17 protein-coding genes, 2 pseudogenes and 1 riboswitch are annotated in these 15,506 nt (G+C 65.2%); of the genes and pseudogenes, 9 read left to right on the forward strand and 10 right to left on the reverse strand.

Going from position 1 to position 15,506, the window contains the following annotated elements:
- Positions 1 to 99 precede the first annotated feature (99 nt).
- Positions 100 to 211, forward strand: a riboswitch (TPP riboswitch).
- A 323-nt stretch (positions 212 to 534) separates the two neighbouring features.
- The 4 genes and pseudogenes from D1F64_RS19320 (at position 535) to D1F64_RS19335 (ending at position 4,496) form a co-directional block, all read left to right on the forward strand.
- Positions 535 to 1,191: an ABC transporter permease gene (locus D1F64_RS19320; RefSeq protein ID WP_248304807.1), complete on the forward strand. Its 657-nt coding sequence runs from the start codon at positions 535 to 537 to the stop codon at positions 1,189 to 1,191.
- 22 nt (positions 1,192 to 1,213) lie between these two features.
- Positions 1,214 to 2,164, forward strand: coding sequence for an ABC transporter substrate-binding protein (locus tag D1F64_RS19325; protein ID WP_117413756.1), 951 nt, complete (start codon positions 1,214 to 1,216; stop codon positions 2,162 to 2,164).
- 295 nt (positions 2,165 to 2,459) lie between these two features.
- Positions 2,460 to 3,430: pseudogene (locus D1F64_RS19330) on the forward strand (IS110 family transposase).
- A gap of 391 nt (positions 3,431 to 3,821) precedes the next feature.
- Entirely contained in the window at positions 3,822 to 4,496 is a 675-nt protein-coding gene (locus tag D1F64_RS19335) for an outer membrane protein (protein WP_117413757.1), read from the forward strand.
- 92 nt (positions 4,497 to 4,588) lie between these two features.
- Here the strand turns inward: D1F64_RS19335 and rpoH are convergent, their stop codons facing one another.
- Complete coding sequence (gene rpoH / locus D1F64_RS19340) at positions 4,589 to 5,497, reverse strand: RNA polymerase sigma factor RpoH (protein WP_117413758.1); 909 nt, start codon at positions 5,495 to 5,497, stop codon at positions 4,589 to 4,591.
- A gap of 180 nt (positions 5,498 to 5,677) precedes the next feature.
- Complete coding sequence (locus D1F64_RS19345) at positions 5,678 to 6,733, reverse strand: RluA family pseudouridine synthase (RefSeq protein ID WP_117413759.1); 1,056 nt, start codon at positions 6,731 to 6,733, stop codon at positions 5,678 to 5,680.
- On the opposite strand from D1F64_RS19345, the gene D1F64_RS19350 reads away from it, so the two are divergent.
- Positions 6,732 to 7,091, forward strand: coding sequence for a hypothetical protein (locus tag D1F64_RS19350; RefSeq protein WP_117413760.1), 360 nt, complete (start codon positions 6,732 to 6,734; stop codon positions 7,089 to 7,091). The genes D1F64_RS19345 and D1F64_RS19350 overlap by 2 nt on opposite strands.
- A gap of 132 nt (positions 7,092 to 7,223) precedes the next feature.
- On the opposite strand, the gene D1F64_RS19355 is transcribed toward D1F64_RS19350, so the two are convergent.
- The 5 genes and pseudogenes from D1F64_RS19355 to D1F64_RS19375 all read right to left on the reverse strand — a co-directional run bounded on the left by D1F64_RS19355 (position 7,224) and on the right by D1F64_RS19375 (position 11,649).
- Entirely contained in the window at positions 7,224 to 8,153 is a 930-nt protein-coding gene (locus tag D1F64_RS19355; RefSeq protein ID WP_117411581.1) for an IS110 family transposase, read from the reverse strand.
- A gap of 351 nt (positions 8,154 to 8,504) precedes the next feature.
- A complete protein-coding gene (locus D1F64_RS19360; RefSeq protein WP_117413761.1) occupies positions 8,505 to 9,245 on the reverse strand; it encodes a TetR/AcrR family transcriptional regulator in 741 nt (246 codons plus the stop codon).
- Between the two features lie 105 nt (positions 9,246 to 9,350).
- On the reverse strand, positions 9,351 to 9,923 hold the full coding sequence (locus tag D1F64_RS19365) for a flavin reductase family protein (protein ID WP_248304516.1): 573 nt from the start codon (positions 9,921 to 9,923) through the stop codon (positions 9,351 to 9,353).
- A gap of 24 nt (positions 9,924 to 9,947) precedes the next feature.
- Positions 9,948 to 11,095: pseudogene (locus D1F64_RS19370) on the reverse strand (acyl-CoA dehydrogenase).
- A gap of 62 nt (positions 11,096 to 11,157) precedes the next feature.
- Positions 11,158 to 11,649, reverse strand: coding sequence for a VOC family protein (locus tag D1F64_RS19375; RefSeq protein WP_117414729.1), 492 nt, complete (start codon positions 11,647 to 11,649; stop codon positions 11,158 to 11,160).
- Between the two features lie 294 nt (positions 11,650 to 11,943).
- Here D1F64_RS19375 and D1F64_RS19380 point away from each other — a divergent pair, with 294 nt between their 5' ends.
- Positions 11,944 to 12,741 (forward strand): cyclase family protein, encoded by a 798-nt coding sequence (locus D1F64_RS19380; protein WP_248304517.1) that lies wholly within the window; start codon positions 11,944 to 11,946, stop codon positions 12,739 to 12,741.
- Positions 12,738 to 12,899 (forward strand): hypothetical protein, encoded by a 162-nt coding sequence (locus D1F64_RS24890; RefSeq protein ID WP_248304518.1) that lies wholly within the window; start codon positions 12,738 to 12,740, stop codon positions 12,897 to 12,899. Before D1F64_RS19380 ends, D1F64_RS24890 begins: the two co-directional genes overlap by 4 nt.
- Before the next feature lie 150 nt (positions 12,900 to 13,049).
- Here D1F64_RS24890 and D1F64_RS19385 read toward each other — a convergent pair whose 3' ends face one another.
- The 3 genes from D1F64_RS19385 to D1F64_RS19395 form a co-directional block, all read right to left on the reverse strand.
- Positions 13,050 to 13,610, reverse strand: a complete 561-nt coding sequence (locus tag D1F64_RS19385) for a cytochrome b/b6 domain-containing protein (protein WP_117413762.1) — start codon at positions 13,608 to 13,610, stop codon at positions 13,050 to 13,052.
- Positions 13,610 to 13,894 carry a PepSY domain-containing protein gene (locus tag D1F64_RS19390; RefSeq protein ID WP_117413763.1) on the reverse strand — a complete coding sequence of 95 codons (285 nt, stop codon included), beginning with the start codon at positions 13,892 to 13,894 and terminating at the stop codon, positions 13,610 to 13,612. Before D1F64_RS19390 ends, D1F64_RS19385 begins: the two co-directional genes overlap by 1 nt.
- 94 nt (positions 13,895 to 13,988) lie before the next feature.
- Positions 13,989 to 14,261 (reverse strand): hypothetical protein, encoded by a 273-nt coding sequence (locus tag D1F64_RS19395; protein ID WP_162901201.1) that lies wholly within the window; start codon positions 14,259 to 14,261, stop codon positions 13,989 to 13,991.
- Positions 14,262 to 14,388: 127 nt separating this feature from the next.
- Between D1F64_RS19395 and D1F64_RS19400 the strand changes: the two genes are divergently transcribed.
- Together D1F64_RS19400 and D1F64_RS19405 are read left to right on the forward strand one after the other, a co-directional pair.
- Entirely contained in the window at positions 14,389 to 14,748 is a 360-nt protein-coding gene (locus D1F64_RS19400) for a PepSY domain-containing protein (protein ID WP_162901663.1), read from the forward strand.
- Between the two features lie 2 nt (positions 14,749 to 14,750).
- Complete coding sequence (locus D1F64_RS19405) at positions 14,751 to 15,413, forward strand: response regulator transcription factor (protein ID WP_117413766.1); 663 nt, start codon at positions 14,751 to 14,753, stop codon at positions 15,411 to 15,413.
- Positions 15,414 to 15,506: the final 93 nt, after the last annotated feature.

A 15,506-nucleotide genomic window follows, 5' to 3' on the forward strand; every position in this document is an offset into this window, starting at 1 on the left:
CACAGACCGGTTCAGGAAATCCTCCGCGCCCTCCACTCCGACAGTCGCGAAATTCACAGCCCCCCTTGCGCGAACGAAACGAACCGAGCATGCTTGCGGCCAAGTTCCGAGGGGTGTTCCGTTGAACTGAGATGGTCGGTCTTCCGAGGCTGCCGAACCCTTCGAACCTGATCCGGGTCATACCGGCGAAGGGACGGGAACCTGAGCCACTCTCCCGGGTCTCCATGGTCTTTGATATCAAGGACGGGGAGATCCCATGCTTTGTCTTACAAGGTGCGCCCCTGCGCGCGCCGCACGCTCTTACCCCCTTCCCAAGGGCACGCGCGTTTTCGCACCTCGGCATCCCGGCCGGACCCGTCGGCATGCGCATGAAGCCCACACTGCCCCATCGCGGTGCCTGGCATGAGGCCATCGCATCGCGATGCGCCCGGCGCGTCCGCGCGCGGACGCGCGGCCGTCAACATCGGCGTCAGCGCCGCCGCGTTCCTGGCCGTCTGGGAGATCAGCGTGTGGGCCTTCGCGCTGCCCGCCTACATGCTGCCGGGCCCCGCGCGTGTGGGCGCGGCCCTGTGGACACGCGGCGACTATCTGCTCTCGCACGCCGGCATCACGGCGCTGGAAACCCTCGCGGGCCTCGTGCTGGGCTGTCTCACCGGCGTGCTCATCGCGGTGGCCATGAGCCTGTCGCCCCTCGTGCGCCGCTTCGCGCTGCCCGCCATCGTCATCACCCAGGCCCTGCCGGTCTTCGCCATAGCGCCGCTTTTGGTGCTGTGGTTCGGCTTCGGCATTGCCTCCAAGATCGTCATGGCGATGCTGATCATCTTCTTCCCCGTGGCCTCGTCCTTCTATGACGGACTGACGCGCACCGACCCCGATCTGCTGGACTACGCGCGGCTGACCCGCGCCACCCGGTGGCAGGTGATGCTGTATTTCCGTATTCCCGCCGCCCTTCCCGCCCTGTCCACCGGCCTGCGCGTTTCCGCCGTCTTCGCCCCCATCGGCGCGATCGTCGGCGAATGGGTCGGATCAAGCGCCGGCCTGGGCTTCGTCATGCTTCAGGCCAACGCCCGCGTACAGACCGATCTGGTCTTCGCCGCGCTCGCCATTCTCGCGGTCATGGCGCTTCTTCTGCGCTTCGCCGTCGCCCGCATCACCACCGCCATGGTCCCATGGCAAGCCGAAACCGACTGACCCATCCACTGGAGGACTTTGAATGAAACGCCTTTGCCTCGCGGCCCTTGCCGCGCTCATGCTGCTGACGCCCGCGCTGCAATCACCGGCATATGCCAGCGACAAGCTGACCGTGCTGCTGGACTGGTACGTCAACCCCGACCACGGCCCGCTGATCGTCGCCCAGGAGTTGGGATACTTTGAAGCGGAAGGCCTCGACGTGGAGCTGATCGCGCCTTCCGATCCCAGCGCGCCACCCAGGCTGGTCGCCGCCGGCCAGGGTGACATCGCCGTTTCCTACCAGCCCACACTCTACGAGCAGGTGCAGGCGGAACTGCCGCTCACCCGCATCGGCACGCTGGTGGAAACGCCGCTCAACGCGCTGATCGCGCTGAAGGATGGCCCCATCAAGTCGCTCAAGGACCTGAAGGGCAAGAAGGTCGGCTTCTCGATCTCCGGCTTCGAGGACGCGATCCTCTCGACCATGCTGAAGACCGTGGGTCTCACGGAAGCGGATGTGGAGATGATCAACGTCAACTTCGCGCTCACCCCCGCCCTGTTGTCCGGACAGGTGGACGCGGTCATCGGCGCCTACCGCAATTTCGAACTCACCCAGCTCGAGATCGAGGGCAAGCCCGGCATCGCCATCTACCCCGAGGAACACGGCGTGCCGGTCTATGACGAGCTGATCTACATCGTGAACAGTGAAAAGCTCGATGACGACCGCTTCAAGCGCTTCCTGCGCGCGGTGGAGGCCGCCACGATTTTCCTCACCAACCATCCCGAGCAAGGGTTTGCCGCCTTCATCAAGGCTCATGCGGATCTCGACGACGAACTCAACCGCCGCGCCTGGTTCGACACGCTGCCGCGCTTCGCCAAGCGCCCCGCGGCCCTTGATGCCGGCCGCTACGAGCGCTTCGGCCATTTCATGAAGGACGCCGGGCTGGTCAAGACGCTTTCGCCAGTGGAGGACTACGCGGTGGAGCTGAGGTAGCGCGTCTCAACCGGGACGGAAACGCGACGTGCACCTCACCTCTCCCACAGGGAGAGGTCGGACTGCAGGTCCGGGTGAGGGGATCAGAATTATCGATATCCCTGAGAGCCTTGTACCCCTTGCATGTTGTTTCCAGCGCAAATCGGCGATGATTTGTGCTGGCCGCGTGCGGATGGCCATCCGCACGCGGCCGGATCGACGGGGCCGCGATCCCCTTGGTCGAGACCCGCGGGTGAGCCTGGTCCGCCGATCCCTTTGCGCCTGTTCTGAACAGATGATTGGGAGCCAGACCCGCATGCAAGGCCAGATCCAGCCGCAAACACCCGGCGCACAGCCAGTCTACGTCGGCATCGACGTCTGTAAAGACCATCTCGACATCCACCTGCATCCCCTCGGGCACGGCCTGAGGCTCGCCAACGACCGCGACGGCGTGAGCCGGCTGAAGCGGTTGCTGGCCCGACACGACGTCGCGCGCGTCGTGCTGGAGCCGACGGCCAGCTACCATCGGCTCGTCCACCGCTCGCTGGCCCAGGCTGGCTGGCCGGTGGCGGTCGTCAACCCGCTGCGCGCGCGGCTGTTCGCCGAAGTCCTCGGCAGCCGCGCCAAGACCGACCGCGTCGACGCGAAAATGCTGGCGATCCTCGGCGCGACGCTGGCCCCCAGGCCACGCCGCCGGCGCCCGAAGCGCTCGAGGAACTGCGGGAGCTGGTGCATGCGCGCGCCGCCGCGACCCAGGAGCGCACCGCGCTCGCCAACCGGCTGACGGCCAGCCACGTCGCCGTCCTCAAGGCCGAGCTCAGGCGGCGGCTGGCCGGCCTCGACAGGCACATCGCGCGGCTGGCCCGCGAGATCGGGCGCCGCATCACCGACGATCCGGGGCTGGCGCGGCGCCAGGCCATCCTCACCTCGATCCCCGGCATCGGCGCCACCGTCGCCGCCGTGCTGATCGCCGACATGTCCGAGCTCGGCCAGCTCGACCGCCACGCCTGCGCCAGCCTGGCCGGCGTCGCCCCCCTCGCCAACGACAGCGGCGACATCCGGGGGCCGCGCCACATCAGGGGCGGCCGCGCCATGCCCCGCCGCGCGCTCTATTGGGCAGCGCTGTCCGCCGCCAGGTACAATCCCGACCTCGCCGCCTTCTACAAACGCCTGCGCGACAACGCCAAAAAGCCCAAGGTCGCCCTCACCGCCGTCATGCGAAAGCTCATCATCCTCGCCAACACCCTGCTCAAGGAGGACAGACTGTGGACCCCAAAACACGCTTGACCTGAAACACAGATGCTCACCCCAACCCTCTCCCTGTGGGAGAGGGGGCGGATCCGGTTGCTTCCGTAAAAGGATGACGCGCGGACCACAGTGCCGTGAACGCGAAACGGGCGCCCGCAGCGCGGCGGACGCCCGTTTTCCCGCAAATGCGCTGCGCTCGACCACAAATCGACCCCTGCGGCACCCACGCCGAAAACAGATACCTTTTCAAATATCCATTCATTTGCGGTAACGCGTTACTCGGAACACCCGTGCATCCCCAGTACATACGCTACGGCATATCATTCTGATAAAACTGTTGCATACGGGATACATACTTCAATCTACCATTCGTGTAATTGTTGATTCGGAAATTGACTCAACGTGAGACCGAAACAGATTGGTGAAAGCCATGAATCGTATTATCAAAAGTGCACTCGCGGCCGGTTTCGCTGCCTCCTTGATGGGCGGCACGGCATTGGCGGCGGATTATTCTGCTCCGAGTATTGTCACGGTCGCCTCCACATGGACCGGCCTCTACGGTGGCCTGAACGGCGGCTTTGGCTGGGGCAACAGCTACCACATCGATACCGCCGGCACCCGGTCCTCCGATTTCGACATCAGCGGCGGATTGATCGGCGCCACAGTCGGCTACAACTGGCAGGCCGACAACATTGTCTTCGGTCTGGAAGCGGATTGGGGCTTCGCCAATATCGAAGGATCGACCACCGGTGGCTGCGCCCCCGGGTGCTCGACCGAGATCCAGTCCTTCGGAACCTTGCGGCCGCGCATCGGCTGGGCGTTCGGAAATTTCCTGCCCTATGTGACTGGCGGCCTCGCCTGGGGGCTCATCGAATCCGGCCAGCCCGGCTTCACGAACTCCGGTTGGGAAGTCGGCTGGACCGTCGGCGCCGGTGTCGAGGCGAAGTTCACCCCGAATCTCTCGGTCAAGGCAGAGTATCTCTATGCCGATCTGGGTGACGGCGGATACACGGTGGCCATTCCCGTGGCGGCGAAGGTCAACGACCTCTCGATCGTCCGCGTGGGCCTCAACTACCATGTCGACTGGTTCTCCGGCGGCTACTGAACCGGCGGCGAAACAACCACACGCCTTGCCTCAAACGAAACGGGCGCCCGCTTTGCAGCGGACGCCCGTTTTCGTGATGCCTGACGGCGACCTTACGACGCGGCGATGGCCTCGGCCGCGCCGGCTTCAAGCGCCTTGGACTGCGAGATCATCGCTGACTGCACCTTCTCGAAGGCGCGGACCTCGATCTGCCGCACACGTTCGCGCGACACACCGAATTCGCCCGAGAGATCCTCGAGCGTGATCGGATCTTCCGACAGCCTGCGCGCCTCGAAGATGCGGCGTTCGCGCTCGTTGAGCACGTCCAGCGCCTGGGTCAGAAGCGAGCGGCGATGATCGAGCTCTTCCTGCTCGGCCAGCAACGTTTCCTGGCTTTCGCTGGTGTCGACGAGCCAGTCCTGCCATTCGCCGCCGCCGTCACCGTCGGTGCGGATCTGCGCGTTGAGCGAGCTGTCGCCCGACAGGCGCCGGTTCATGGAGATGACTTCTTCCTCCGACACGCCAAGGCGCGTCGCGATCTTCGTCACATGCTCATGGTTGAGTTCGCCGTCTTCCAGCGCCTGGATCTGTCCCTTGACCTTGCGCAGGTTGAAGAACAGCCGCTTCTGGTTGGCCGTGGTGCCCATCTTCACGAGGCTCCACGAGCGCAGGATGTATTCCTGGATCGAGGCCTTGATCCACCACATCGCATAGGTGGCGAGACGGAAGCCCTTGTCCGGCTCGAAGCGTTTCACCGCCTGCATCAGCCCGACATTACCTTCGGAAATGACTTCCCCGATCGGCAGGCCGTAGCCGCGATAGCCCATGGCGATCTTGGCCACGAGACGCAGGTGTGACGTCACCAGCTTGTGCGCAGCCTCGGAATCCTCATGCTCCTTGTAGCGTTTGCCGAGCATGTATTCTTCCTGCGGCTCCAGCATCGGGAAGCGGCGGATTTCGGTGAGATAACGGCTGAGACCGTTTTCACCGGCAGAGATAGCGGGAACGGCGGCACGGGCCATGCAATGCACCCCTCAAATGATTGCGGATGATCGGTGGCGGAAAAAACGGCGTATTCTCGCGGTTTTCAGGCCACCGACGAACCTTCCCCTTAAGGCAAGGCATCTGGTCCGGGCGCCCATAGCGGCACGCCCGGTCGTTATGATATAGGGTGCAATGCGTCAATTTCACGGCTTTGGGGTCTAAATTTCTCCAAAAGCCGCGACAAGCTCCGCGAAATCCTCGGGCAATGCGCTCTCAAAGCGCAGGATTTCGCCCGTTGTCGGATGCTCGAAGGCCAGCAGCACGGCGTGCAGCGCCTGGCGGTGGAACCGGCCGACAACCTCGCGCGCATGTTCGGGCAGCTTCTGCGCCTTGGTCTTGAAATGCGCGCCATAGTCGGCGTCGCCGATCAGCGGATGGCCGATATGCGCCATGTGCACGCGGATCTGGTGCGTGCGGCCGGTCTCCAGCCGGCACTCGACCAGCGAGGCGATCGCGTCGGTGTCCAGGGCTCCGAACCGGGTCTTCATTTCCCAATGCGTGATGGCTTCCTTGCCGCCGCGGCTTTCCTTGGAGCGCACCACGGCGATCTTCAGCCGGTTGGCGAGCGAACGGGCCAGCGGCGCGTCGATCGTGCCCCGGCGCGAGGGCGGCGCGCCCCAGACCAGCGCCATATAGGCGCGTTCCAGCGCGTTGGTGCGGCCGTGGTCGGCGAATTGCGCGGACAGCCCGCGGTGGGCGGCGTCCGTCTTGGCCACCACCAGCAGTCCCGAGGTATCCTTGTCGATACGGTGGACGATGCCCGGCCGCTTGACGCCGCCGATGCCCGACAGCGTGTCGCCGCAGTGATGCAGCAGCGCGTTGACCAGCGTGCCCGTCCAGTTGCCGGGACCGGGATGCACCACCAGGCCCGCCGGCTTGTCGATGACGATCAGGTCGTCGTCCTCGAAGACCACGGTGAGCGGGATGTCCTCGGGCTGCGGATTGGCGTCCACTGGCGCGGGTTCATCGACCTCGACCACATCGCCTTCGTTGACCCGGTAATTGGGCTCGACTATCGTGCGCCCGCCGACGCGCACGGCGCCCTGCTTGATCAGTGCCTTGTAGCGACTGCGGCTGTGGGTTCCGGCGCGCGCGGTCAGCCATGAGTCGAACCGCTGGCCGGTCTCCTCCACAGCCACGGTGAATGTCAGCACGGCGCCCGCGCCGTCTTCCTCGTCGTCTTCCACATTATCTTGCACGGACACATCCGCCATGAGCACTTCCAATTTCAACGATGGCGACGAGACCCCGCTCGATCCCGCCGCCGAACGGCTGCAGCAGAAGCTGCGCCGGCTGGTTTTCTTCTCGTCCCTTATCATGGTTGGAGGACTTATCGCGGTCTTTTCGGTGATTCTCTACAAGGTGATCGGTCCGGGCGCCAAGCCCGCTGCGATTTCTGCGGAAGCGATAGCCGCCACCATCGCCGTAGGCCCCGACGCCAAGGTGCGCGACATCGAGTTCGAGAACGGTCGCATGATCGTGCTGATCGAGGAAGGCACGGCCACCGCGCTGCTGCAGATAGACCCCGCCACCGGCCGCGTCCTCTCCCGCACCGACTTCGTCTCGCGGTAACCCGCCCTCTTGCTTGGGGAGGATTGGGGCGAGGGGGCAAGGCCATTCGCGCTTCGGGACCGGGCCTGCCACACAATAGATTGTCATCCCGGGCGAGCATGGCGAGACCCGGCAACTGTGTTGTTGAGTGTGTCATGCGTGGAACGGGACACCGTCTCTTAGGATGGCGTTTGCGGTGACGAGGATTTTTCTGGCCAGCGCGATCATGGTGACCTTGAAGGGTTTTCCGCGATCGACCAGGGCCCGGGCATAGGCCTTGAAACGCGAGTTGGAGCGCGCCGCGGTGACGGCGGCCATGTAGAGGGCGTCGCGCACCCGCTTGCGCCCACCCTTGATCGCGCGGTGGCCCCGGAAACGGCCGCTGTCGACATTGAAGGGCGCAAGACCCGCAAGCGCCGCGATCGCCTTGGGCGATGTGGTGCCGAGCTCACGCATCAGCGCGATCAGCGTCGTGGCGGCGACCGGGCCGATACCGGGAATGGAGCGCAGCAGCCTTTCCATCCCCGCGAACGTCGCATTGGCCCGGATGAGGGCGGCGCGCTCGGCCTCCACAGCGGCGATCTCCTCATTCAGCCAGGCAAGGTGGCGCTCCAGGCTCGACCGCTCGCACTCATGGGCCTCGGCAAGACGAAGCTTTTCCTGCTGGCGAATGGCGACCAACTGGTCGCGGCGCTTGTGTACGCCGGAGAGCCGGTCACGCGCCTCGTCGGCCGCCGGCGTGGCCTGCGGATCGAGGCACTGCCCCATGGCGGCGAGCATGCGGGCGTCGATGGCATCCGTCTTGGCGATGAGGCCGAGTGAGCGGGCAAAGTCGCGGGCACGGGAGGGATTGACCCGGGCAAAGCGCAGCGCGTGTCCGGCCAACGCCCGGGCAAGCGTGCGGTCAAAGCGGCCCGTCGCCTCGAAGACGACGAAGAGCTGACGCTCACCAAGGCCTGCGAGCCATGCCTCGATGGCCTCGGCCGTGTTGTCAACGCGCCGATGGGTGTCGTAAAGCCCATCAAAAATATCGAGATGATGCTTGGAAACATCGATTCCAATGAAGCCAGGGTGTATCCTCATGGCGCCTGTCCCTGTGCTGCGAGGTCCGGTTGCGGCGGCCTCGATCAACTGTTCAGGTTTGGATCTGTCTGCGCGGGCGGGGATCCGTGCCGGTTCTCGGTCTGCAAAACCTGGGACCCAACGATCTCCCGTCCGCACCCATTCTGACACATCGACAATACACAGGGACCCAGTAGCCGACAGCCTCAGCGGTTCAAGCGTGCCATCGCCACAGCGTGCAACAAGTCCGAAACAAGAGCCGAAAATCCAACGGCTACTGGGTCCCGGCTTTCCGCTTCGCTGCAGCCGGGATGACATCAACGACTTGCGAAAACTCAGTTGATGGCACCCAAGAGAAGAGCACCAGGCCCGCTACCCCAGGTCGCCGGCCCACTGGGCGGGGCGGACGCGGGTGGTGCGGACCTTGATGCCGGCGCCGAACATATGCGCGGCGCCTTCCAGGAACACGTCGAGCGCATTGGCGATCACGCGGGCTTTGTTCTCCATCACCGGGATTTCATAGATGTGCTTGCGCAACCCGTAATAGAAGATGCCGCCGTGCAGGATCCAGCCCAGCTCCAGCTCGGCGCTTGAGGGCGGCTCCACGGTCGGCAGTCCCGCTTCGGCGCGATACTCCAGCACGATCCGCTTGAGGATGCGATCCTCCACGATCGTCACGTACCACTTGTTGATCTCGACGCCCTTGAGGCCCGAGAACAGGTAGATACGCATCCATTCGCGGGTGAAGATGGCGTCGGTATAGGCCTCGTAGAAATCCTGCAGCCGCTGGCGCAGAGGCCGCGCGCGATCGGCCAGCAGCACGTCCCACTCCGGGTTCCAGCGGTTGACGTAGACCTGGTCGTAGACCTCGCGGATCAGATCGTCCTTGGTTGGAAAATAGCGGTAGAGCAGCGGCTGGGTGACGCCGAGCCGGCGCGCCAGTTCCCGCGTGCCGCCGTCAAAGCCGACTTCCGCGAAAAACGCCACCGCCTTATCGACGAAATCCTGCCGGCGCTCCTCGGGCGTCAGCCGCTTCTGCCGTCCCGCCGCCTTGGCGGGCGCCTTGCCGGGGACGGCGGCTGCCGCGCTGTCGCTGTCTCGGTCGCTGCTCATGGTCCGCTGTTTCGCACGTTCAAAAAATATCCCGGTTCCCCGCACGCTTCCGGCGGCAAGCGCCCGCGGCCATGCAAGGTTTTTCCGTGAAATCCGATTGCCGCCTCATACGCTCTTTGCGAAGGAACCGAAAGCCCCGCCGCAAAATACCAGGGGCTCGCGCGCCTGCGTGTCATAGGCTTCCACCGCGCCCAGGAAGATCACGTGATCCCCGCCATAATAGCGGTCTTCGTTGCGGCACTGAAAGCGCGCCACCGCATCCCTGATCAGGGGCGCCCCGCCGAGCCCGGTTTCCGTGGCGATTCCCCTGAACCGGTCCTCAACCGGCTTGGCGAACTGCATCGCCACATCGGCCTGGTCGACGCCGAGCACATTGATGGCGAAGTGACTGGCGTTCTGGAACACCGCCAGGTTGGGCGAATATTGCGCGAGACTCCACAGCACCAGCGGCGGGTTGAGCGAAACGGACGAAAACGAATTCGCGGTCAGCCCGATTCGCGCGCCGTCCCCGCCCATCGCGGTGATCACCGTGACGCCGGTGGAAAAGCAGCCCAGCGCGTCGCGAAACGCCCGCGGATCCCCGGGATCACCCGGGCCGCCGCCACTGCCGCGGGGATCGCTCGCGCCACGGCGCGCCGCGGTCTCCGGATTGGCCGTCTTGCGGGCTCGGTTGGTCACGGGTCACTCACTCCGGGGTTGATGTCACAGGGTCGCGTTGTCGACGCGCAGGCCCAGTTCGGCGCGGCCGTGGGTGGCGCCCGAGGCGTCGAAATTGAACGCGATGTGGGTGGCGATGGCATGCGCGTCGCGAAACCGCCTCTGCGCCGCGGATTTCGAATAAAGCGCGTCCGCGCCGAAGGAGGAAAACAGCAGGTTCACGGCCTCGGTGCACAGGCCCACCGCATAGGCGCCGTCGCGCCGGTAGCGCGTCTTGGTCGCCATATCCGGCACGCGGCCGGCCCGCGCATCCTCCATCGCCTCGATGCAACAGCCGCGCATGATCCGCCGCGCGGCATCCACCCGGGCGCCGGCCGCCGCGATCCTGATCTGCGTCGACTGGAAATCGGAGATCCGGCCGCCGGAGTATTTCGCCGTGCGCATGCGCATGCGCTCGGTAAACTCGTCGAGCAGCGCCTGCGCGTTGCCCAGCGCCACGCCCGACAGCACGAAGGGAAACAGCGCGAAGACCGGAATGCGGTAGAGCGGATTGGGATTGAGCGCGGCGCCCGGCGGCGGCCCACCCTTCAGATCGGCGACGCTGAGGGTCATCTCCTCGGGCACGAAGACGCCGTCGGCCGCCACATCGTTGGAGCCCGTGCCGCACAGGCCCGCCACGTGCCAGGTGTCGATCACCGTGTAGTCGGATTGCGGCACCAGAAACACCCGGCTTTCCGCCGGCTGGATTTCCTCTTCGGGCTGCACGACGCCCGCCAGCATGTTCCAGCTGCTGGGCCAATGCCGGAGGAAAACGGCCAGCGGCCGGAGAGCCTGTATCCGCCCTCGACCCGGGTTGCCTTGCCGCAGGGGAAAATGAACGCCGAGGCGATCAGCACATCCGGATCCTCCGCCCACAGGCGCTCCTGGGCCTGCGGCGGGAACATCCCCAGCATCCAGTGATGGCTGGCGAGATTGCCGAACACCCAGCCCACCGACGCGTCGCCGTACGCCAGGACTTCCGCGAAATCCACCAGCGCCACATAGTCGAATTCGTCGCCGCCGATCCGCGCCGGCTGCAACACGCGGAAGATCCCCGCCGCATGCAGGTCGCGCTCGGTTTCCGGCTGCAGGCGGCGCAGCGTCTCAGCCTCCGAAGCGCGCTCTCGCAGGCTCGGCGCGAGCGCGCGCGCCATCTCCAGCCGCCGCTCGTAAGCCTGCGCGCGATCCGGGGCCACCTCCACCGCAGTGGGCGCACTCATGCCTTCGCTCCGCGCCGCTCCGGGCGATCGAAATACAACGACGCCTTCAGCGCCTCGCCCTCCTGCGGCGCGAAATCGGCAAGCGGCCGCATTTCCGGGATTCGCGCGCGGTCGAGCGTGGTGACGTCCGGCCAGTCGATCTCCACCAGATTGCCGCCGGGATCGCGCAGATACATCTGCACCGCGCCGTCCGGCAGCTCGTTGATGGCGTTGCGGAACGTCGTGCCGTCGAGCAGGCCCAGTTCCTTGGCCTTGTCGTAGACGGCATGGAAATCGTCCACGTCGATGGCGAAATGCTGGAAGGCGGGAACCACGTCCTCCAGTTCGAAGACATGCAGCTGCAGATCACCCAGGCGCAGGTACTGGGTGCGGAAGCCGAAATTGTAGGTTGGAATCCGCTCCATCCCGAGCACCTCCTCGTAGAAGCGCAGCGAGGCATCGAGATCGGTCGCACCGATGGACAGGTGATTCAAACCGGTTGCGCGCATGTCATTCTCCATTTATTTATCGATTGATAAATTAATAGCGCAATCCAATAGGACGGGCAATCCCCGCCGGATAGAGACACGATGCGCACCAGACATACACCCGATTGTCTCGAAAACCCACCCCATGCGGCGCTGGCGGCGACCATCGTTTGACAGAACCCGTCAGTTATTTTTCAATCGATAAATAACTCCGATTCCAAGCGCAAGGAAGCGCGCGGCGCCGGGCAGTCCGCCCGGCCCTTGCGGCCAACGAAACAACAGCAAGCGCCGCACACAGGCGACACGGGAGGCGACATGGACATTTCCAGGGGCAAGGCGGCGATCTACGAGGCGGCCAAGAAGCTCTCCAACTGGGGCCGCTGGGGCCACGACGACCAGATCGGCACGCTCAACAACATCGAACCGTCGGACATCGTCGCGGCCGCCGGGCTGATCAGGAAGGGCCAGGTCTTCTCGCTCGGACTGTCGCTCAAGGAGCCGATCCAGTCCGGGCTGTTCGGCGGCCGCTGGAACCCCATCCACACCATGCTGGCCACCGGCACGGACGCGGCGGCCGGCAATCAGGACGATCCAGCGCCGTATTTGCGCTACGCGGATGACGCCATCAACATGCCGTGCCAGGCCTCCACCCAGTGGGACGCCCTGTGCCACATCTTCCTCGATGACAAGATGTACAATGGCTATGACGCGACGGAGGTGGACGCGCGCGGCGCAAGAAAACTCGGCATCGAGCATGTGCGCGACAAGATGGTCGGCCGCGGCGTGCTGCTCGACATGGCGCGCTTCAAGGGCGTCGACAGCCTCGATGACGGCTACGCGGTGACCAACGCCGATCTGGACGCCTGCGCGGCGCATCAGGGGGTGGAGATCAGGAAAGGCGATTTCGTTATTCTGAGGACCGGGCACCAGGAGCGGTGCCTGGCCGCCGGCGACTGGACCGGCTACGCCGGCGGCGATTCCCCGGTTACGCGTTCGAGACTGCCTACTGGATCAGGGAACACGACATCGCCGCCATCTGTTCCGACACCTGGGGCTGCGAGGTGCGTCCAAACCAGACCAATGAGGCCAACCAGCCCTGGCACTGGGTGGTGATCCCGGCGATCGGCATTTCCATGGGCGAGATTTTCTATGTGAAGGAACTGGCGGAGGATTGTGCGAAGGACGGTGTCTACGAGTTCTTCTTCACTGCCCCGCCCATGCATCTGCCCGGCGCCGCCGGCAGCCCGATCAACCCCCAGGCGATCAAGTAGACCGGTCGGAAGCAGACAGGCGATCCGCGCGGAAGCCAGAGGCATCCGCGCGGAATCGCCGGGTGGAGGACGCAAGGGGCGCGTCCTCCACCTCCAATATGTTCGCGGCGCGGCGCCGGATCGCGTGCCCCGCGAGATCGGGCATACGGCTCACTGGCGCTTGCGCCCGGTGATCATCGCGCGCACCAGGTTTTCGCCGTGCGCAAGACTGGCAAACGCCACGCCGGCGAGATGCAGGGCGATCAGCCCGAGCGTCAGGTTCACGACGATCTCATGCGCCTCTTCGACCCACTCGACGCCCCAGAACCGGTCCATGGTCATCATCACGCCGGTGGCGGTGATCAGCGACAGCATCACCAGCAGGGCGATCACCATGGCGCCGCCGGCGGGATTGTGGCCGAGATGGCGCGGCGCCTTCCGCGTTGCGCTGTCGCGCAGATACGCGCCGACCGCTTTGGGACCGCGCACGAAATCGCGAAAACGGGCATGGCGCGACCCGACAAATCCCCAGACCACGCGCAGCGCGACAAGACCCGCGATGACGTAACCGGCCTTCTCGTGCGCTGCGCCCCATTCGTCGCCGGTCGCATAGGCGAAAACGAACGCCGCCACCAGGCTCCAGTGAAACAGGCGAACGAGCGGATCCCACACCCGGACCTCCTCCGGCCGCTCCACGCGGCCGGAGGAGGTCGCCTCGGAGGCGCTCGACATCAATCGTCGTCCTTGCTGGCGACGATCGCGCCGGACACCGGATTCATGTTGAGTTCGGTGCGCTTGCCATCCTTGCCGATGGCGTAGATCTCGTAGCAGCCGCCCTCGATCTTCACGCGGCGCACCTCATAGCCCATGGACACGGCCTTGGCCTTGGCGGCGTCGGTGCTCATCCACTGGTCCCTGGGCGCATTGCCGCAGGAGCCCTCGTTTTCAGAGGCATAGGCGCCGGTGGCGCCGGCGAGAACGGCGCTGGCGCCGAGAACGAGAAGAAGTTTACGCATGCTGGTCTTCCTTGATTGGGAGTGGTTTCAGGATTGGTCTGCGGCTGGCGGCGGCCACGAGGGGTTCCGCCAGGGCATGGTCAAGGGGCAGGCCTCAGTCGTCGCCGGAGCCGCTATCGGAGTCTCCGCCGCCGGAATCGCCATCGGAGTCGCTGTCCGAGCCGCTGTCGCTTTCCGAGCCGCCGTCATCGCCGGCGTCGTGGCCCGCGCCGTCGTCATGGCTCCGGGCAGTGGCCGTGCCGCCGCCGGATGTTGCCGCGACAGTGACGGCGGCGCTGTTCTGCTGCGGGCTGGCCGCCGCCGCGATACCCAGCGAAAGCGCGGTCATCGCGACGCTGGCGAACATCAATTTCGGGATCGTATGCATTGAGGCTATCCTCCTGTGCAGGTGCCATAGGGCGTTGCTGACGAACCGACCCTAGACGGGAGCGGCTGACGGCATGGTGACGAGGATTGTCAGGAAACTGTCAGGCGGAGGATGCGAGAAGGGGGCCATGCGCGCGCGTTCATCCAGTTCCAAAAAGAAAATCTCCGGCGGCCTCAAGGCGGCCTTGCTGGCGCTCGCCCTGCTGCTGCCCTGCGCGGCCTTCGGCGGGTTGGCGTATGGATCGGATGACGATCATCGGCTGACGCCGCAGGAGCGCGCCATCCGCCTGCGCGACCGCGGCGAGATCCTGCCGCTCGCCGAAGTCATCCGCCGGAACGGTCTCGACAGCATCGGCCGGATCATCGAGGTCGATCTGGAGGAGGACCACGGGAGCCAGGTCTATGAGCTGAAGATCCTGACCAGCGACAGCGTCGTGCGCGAATATCTCATCGATCCGCGCACCGGCCGCATTCTCGGGATCGAGTGACCATGCGGATCCTGCTGGTCGAGGACGATGCGCGGATTGCCGACGATATTGCCGAAACGCTCACCCATGCCGGCTTCCTCGTCGAGCAGACGGCGGACGGAGAGGATGCCTGGTTCCTTGGCGACACGGAGGACTATGGCGCCGTGATCCTCGATCTCGGCCTGCCCGGTCTCGATGGGCTGACGATCCTCAAGCGCTGGCGGGCCAACGCCCGCCGCTTTCCGATTCTCGTGCTCACCGCCCGGGGATCATGGATGGAACGGGTCGAAGGGATCGAAGCGGGCGCCGACGACTACTTGCCCAAGCCGTTTCAGATGGAAGAGCTGCTGGCGCGCCTCAGGGCGATCATCCGCCGCGCGTCCGGTCACGCCAACCCCAATCTTGCGCTGGGAGATCTGGCGCTCGACCCCAAACATATGCAAGTCACCCGCAACGGCCGGCTGCTGCATCTGTCGCCGCAGGAGTACCGGCTGCTGTCGTATTTCATGCACCACCAGAACCGCGTCGTCAGCCATTCGGAACTGATCGAGCATCTTTACGGCGGCGACGCCGACTGCGACACCAACACCATCGAGGTCATGATCGGCCGCCTGCGCAAGAAGATCGGCGCCGAGGCGATCCGCACCAGGCGCGGCTTCGGCTACATCGCCGAGACGCCAGCATGACCCGCCCCGCCTGTCGTCGCTGCGCACCCGGCTGCTGCTGATCTCCGGCGTCATCTTCCTGCTGGCGCTGGCCCTGTCGGCCGTCGGCCTGGT

The sequence above is a fragment of the Breoghania sp. L-A4 genome (assembly GCF_003432385.1).
Lineage (GTDB): Bacteria > Pseudomonadota > Alphaproteobacteria > Rhizobiales > Stappiaceae > Breoghania.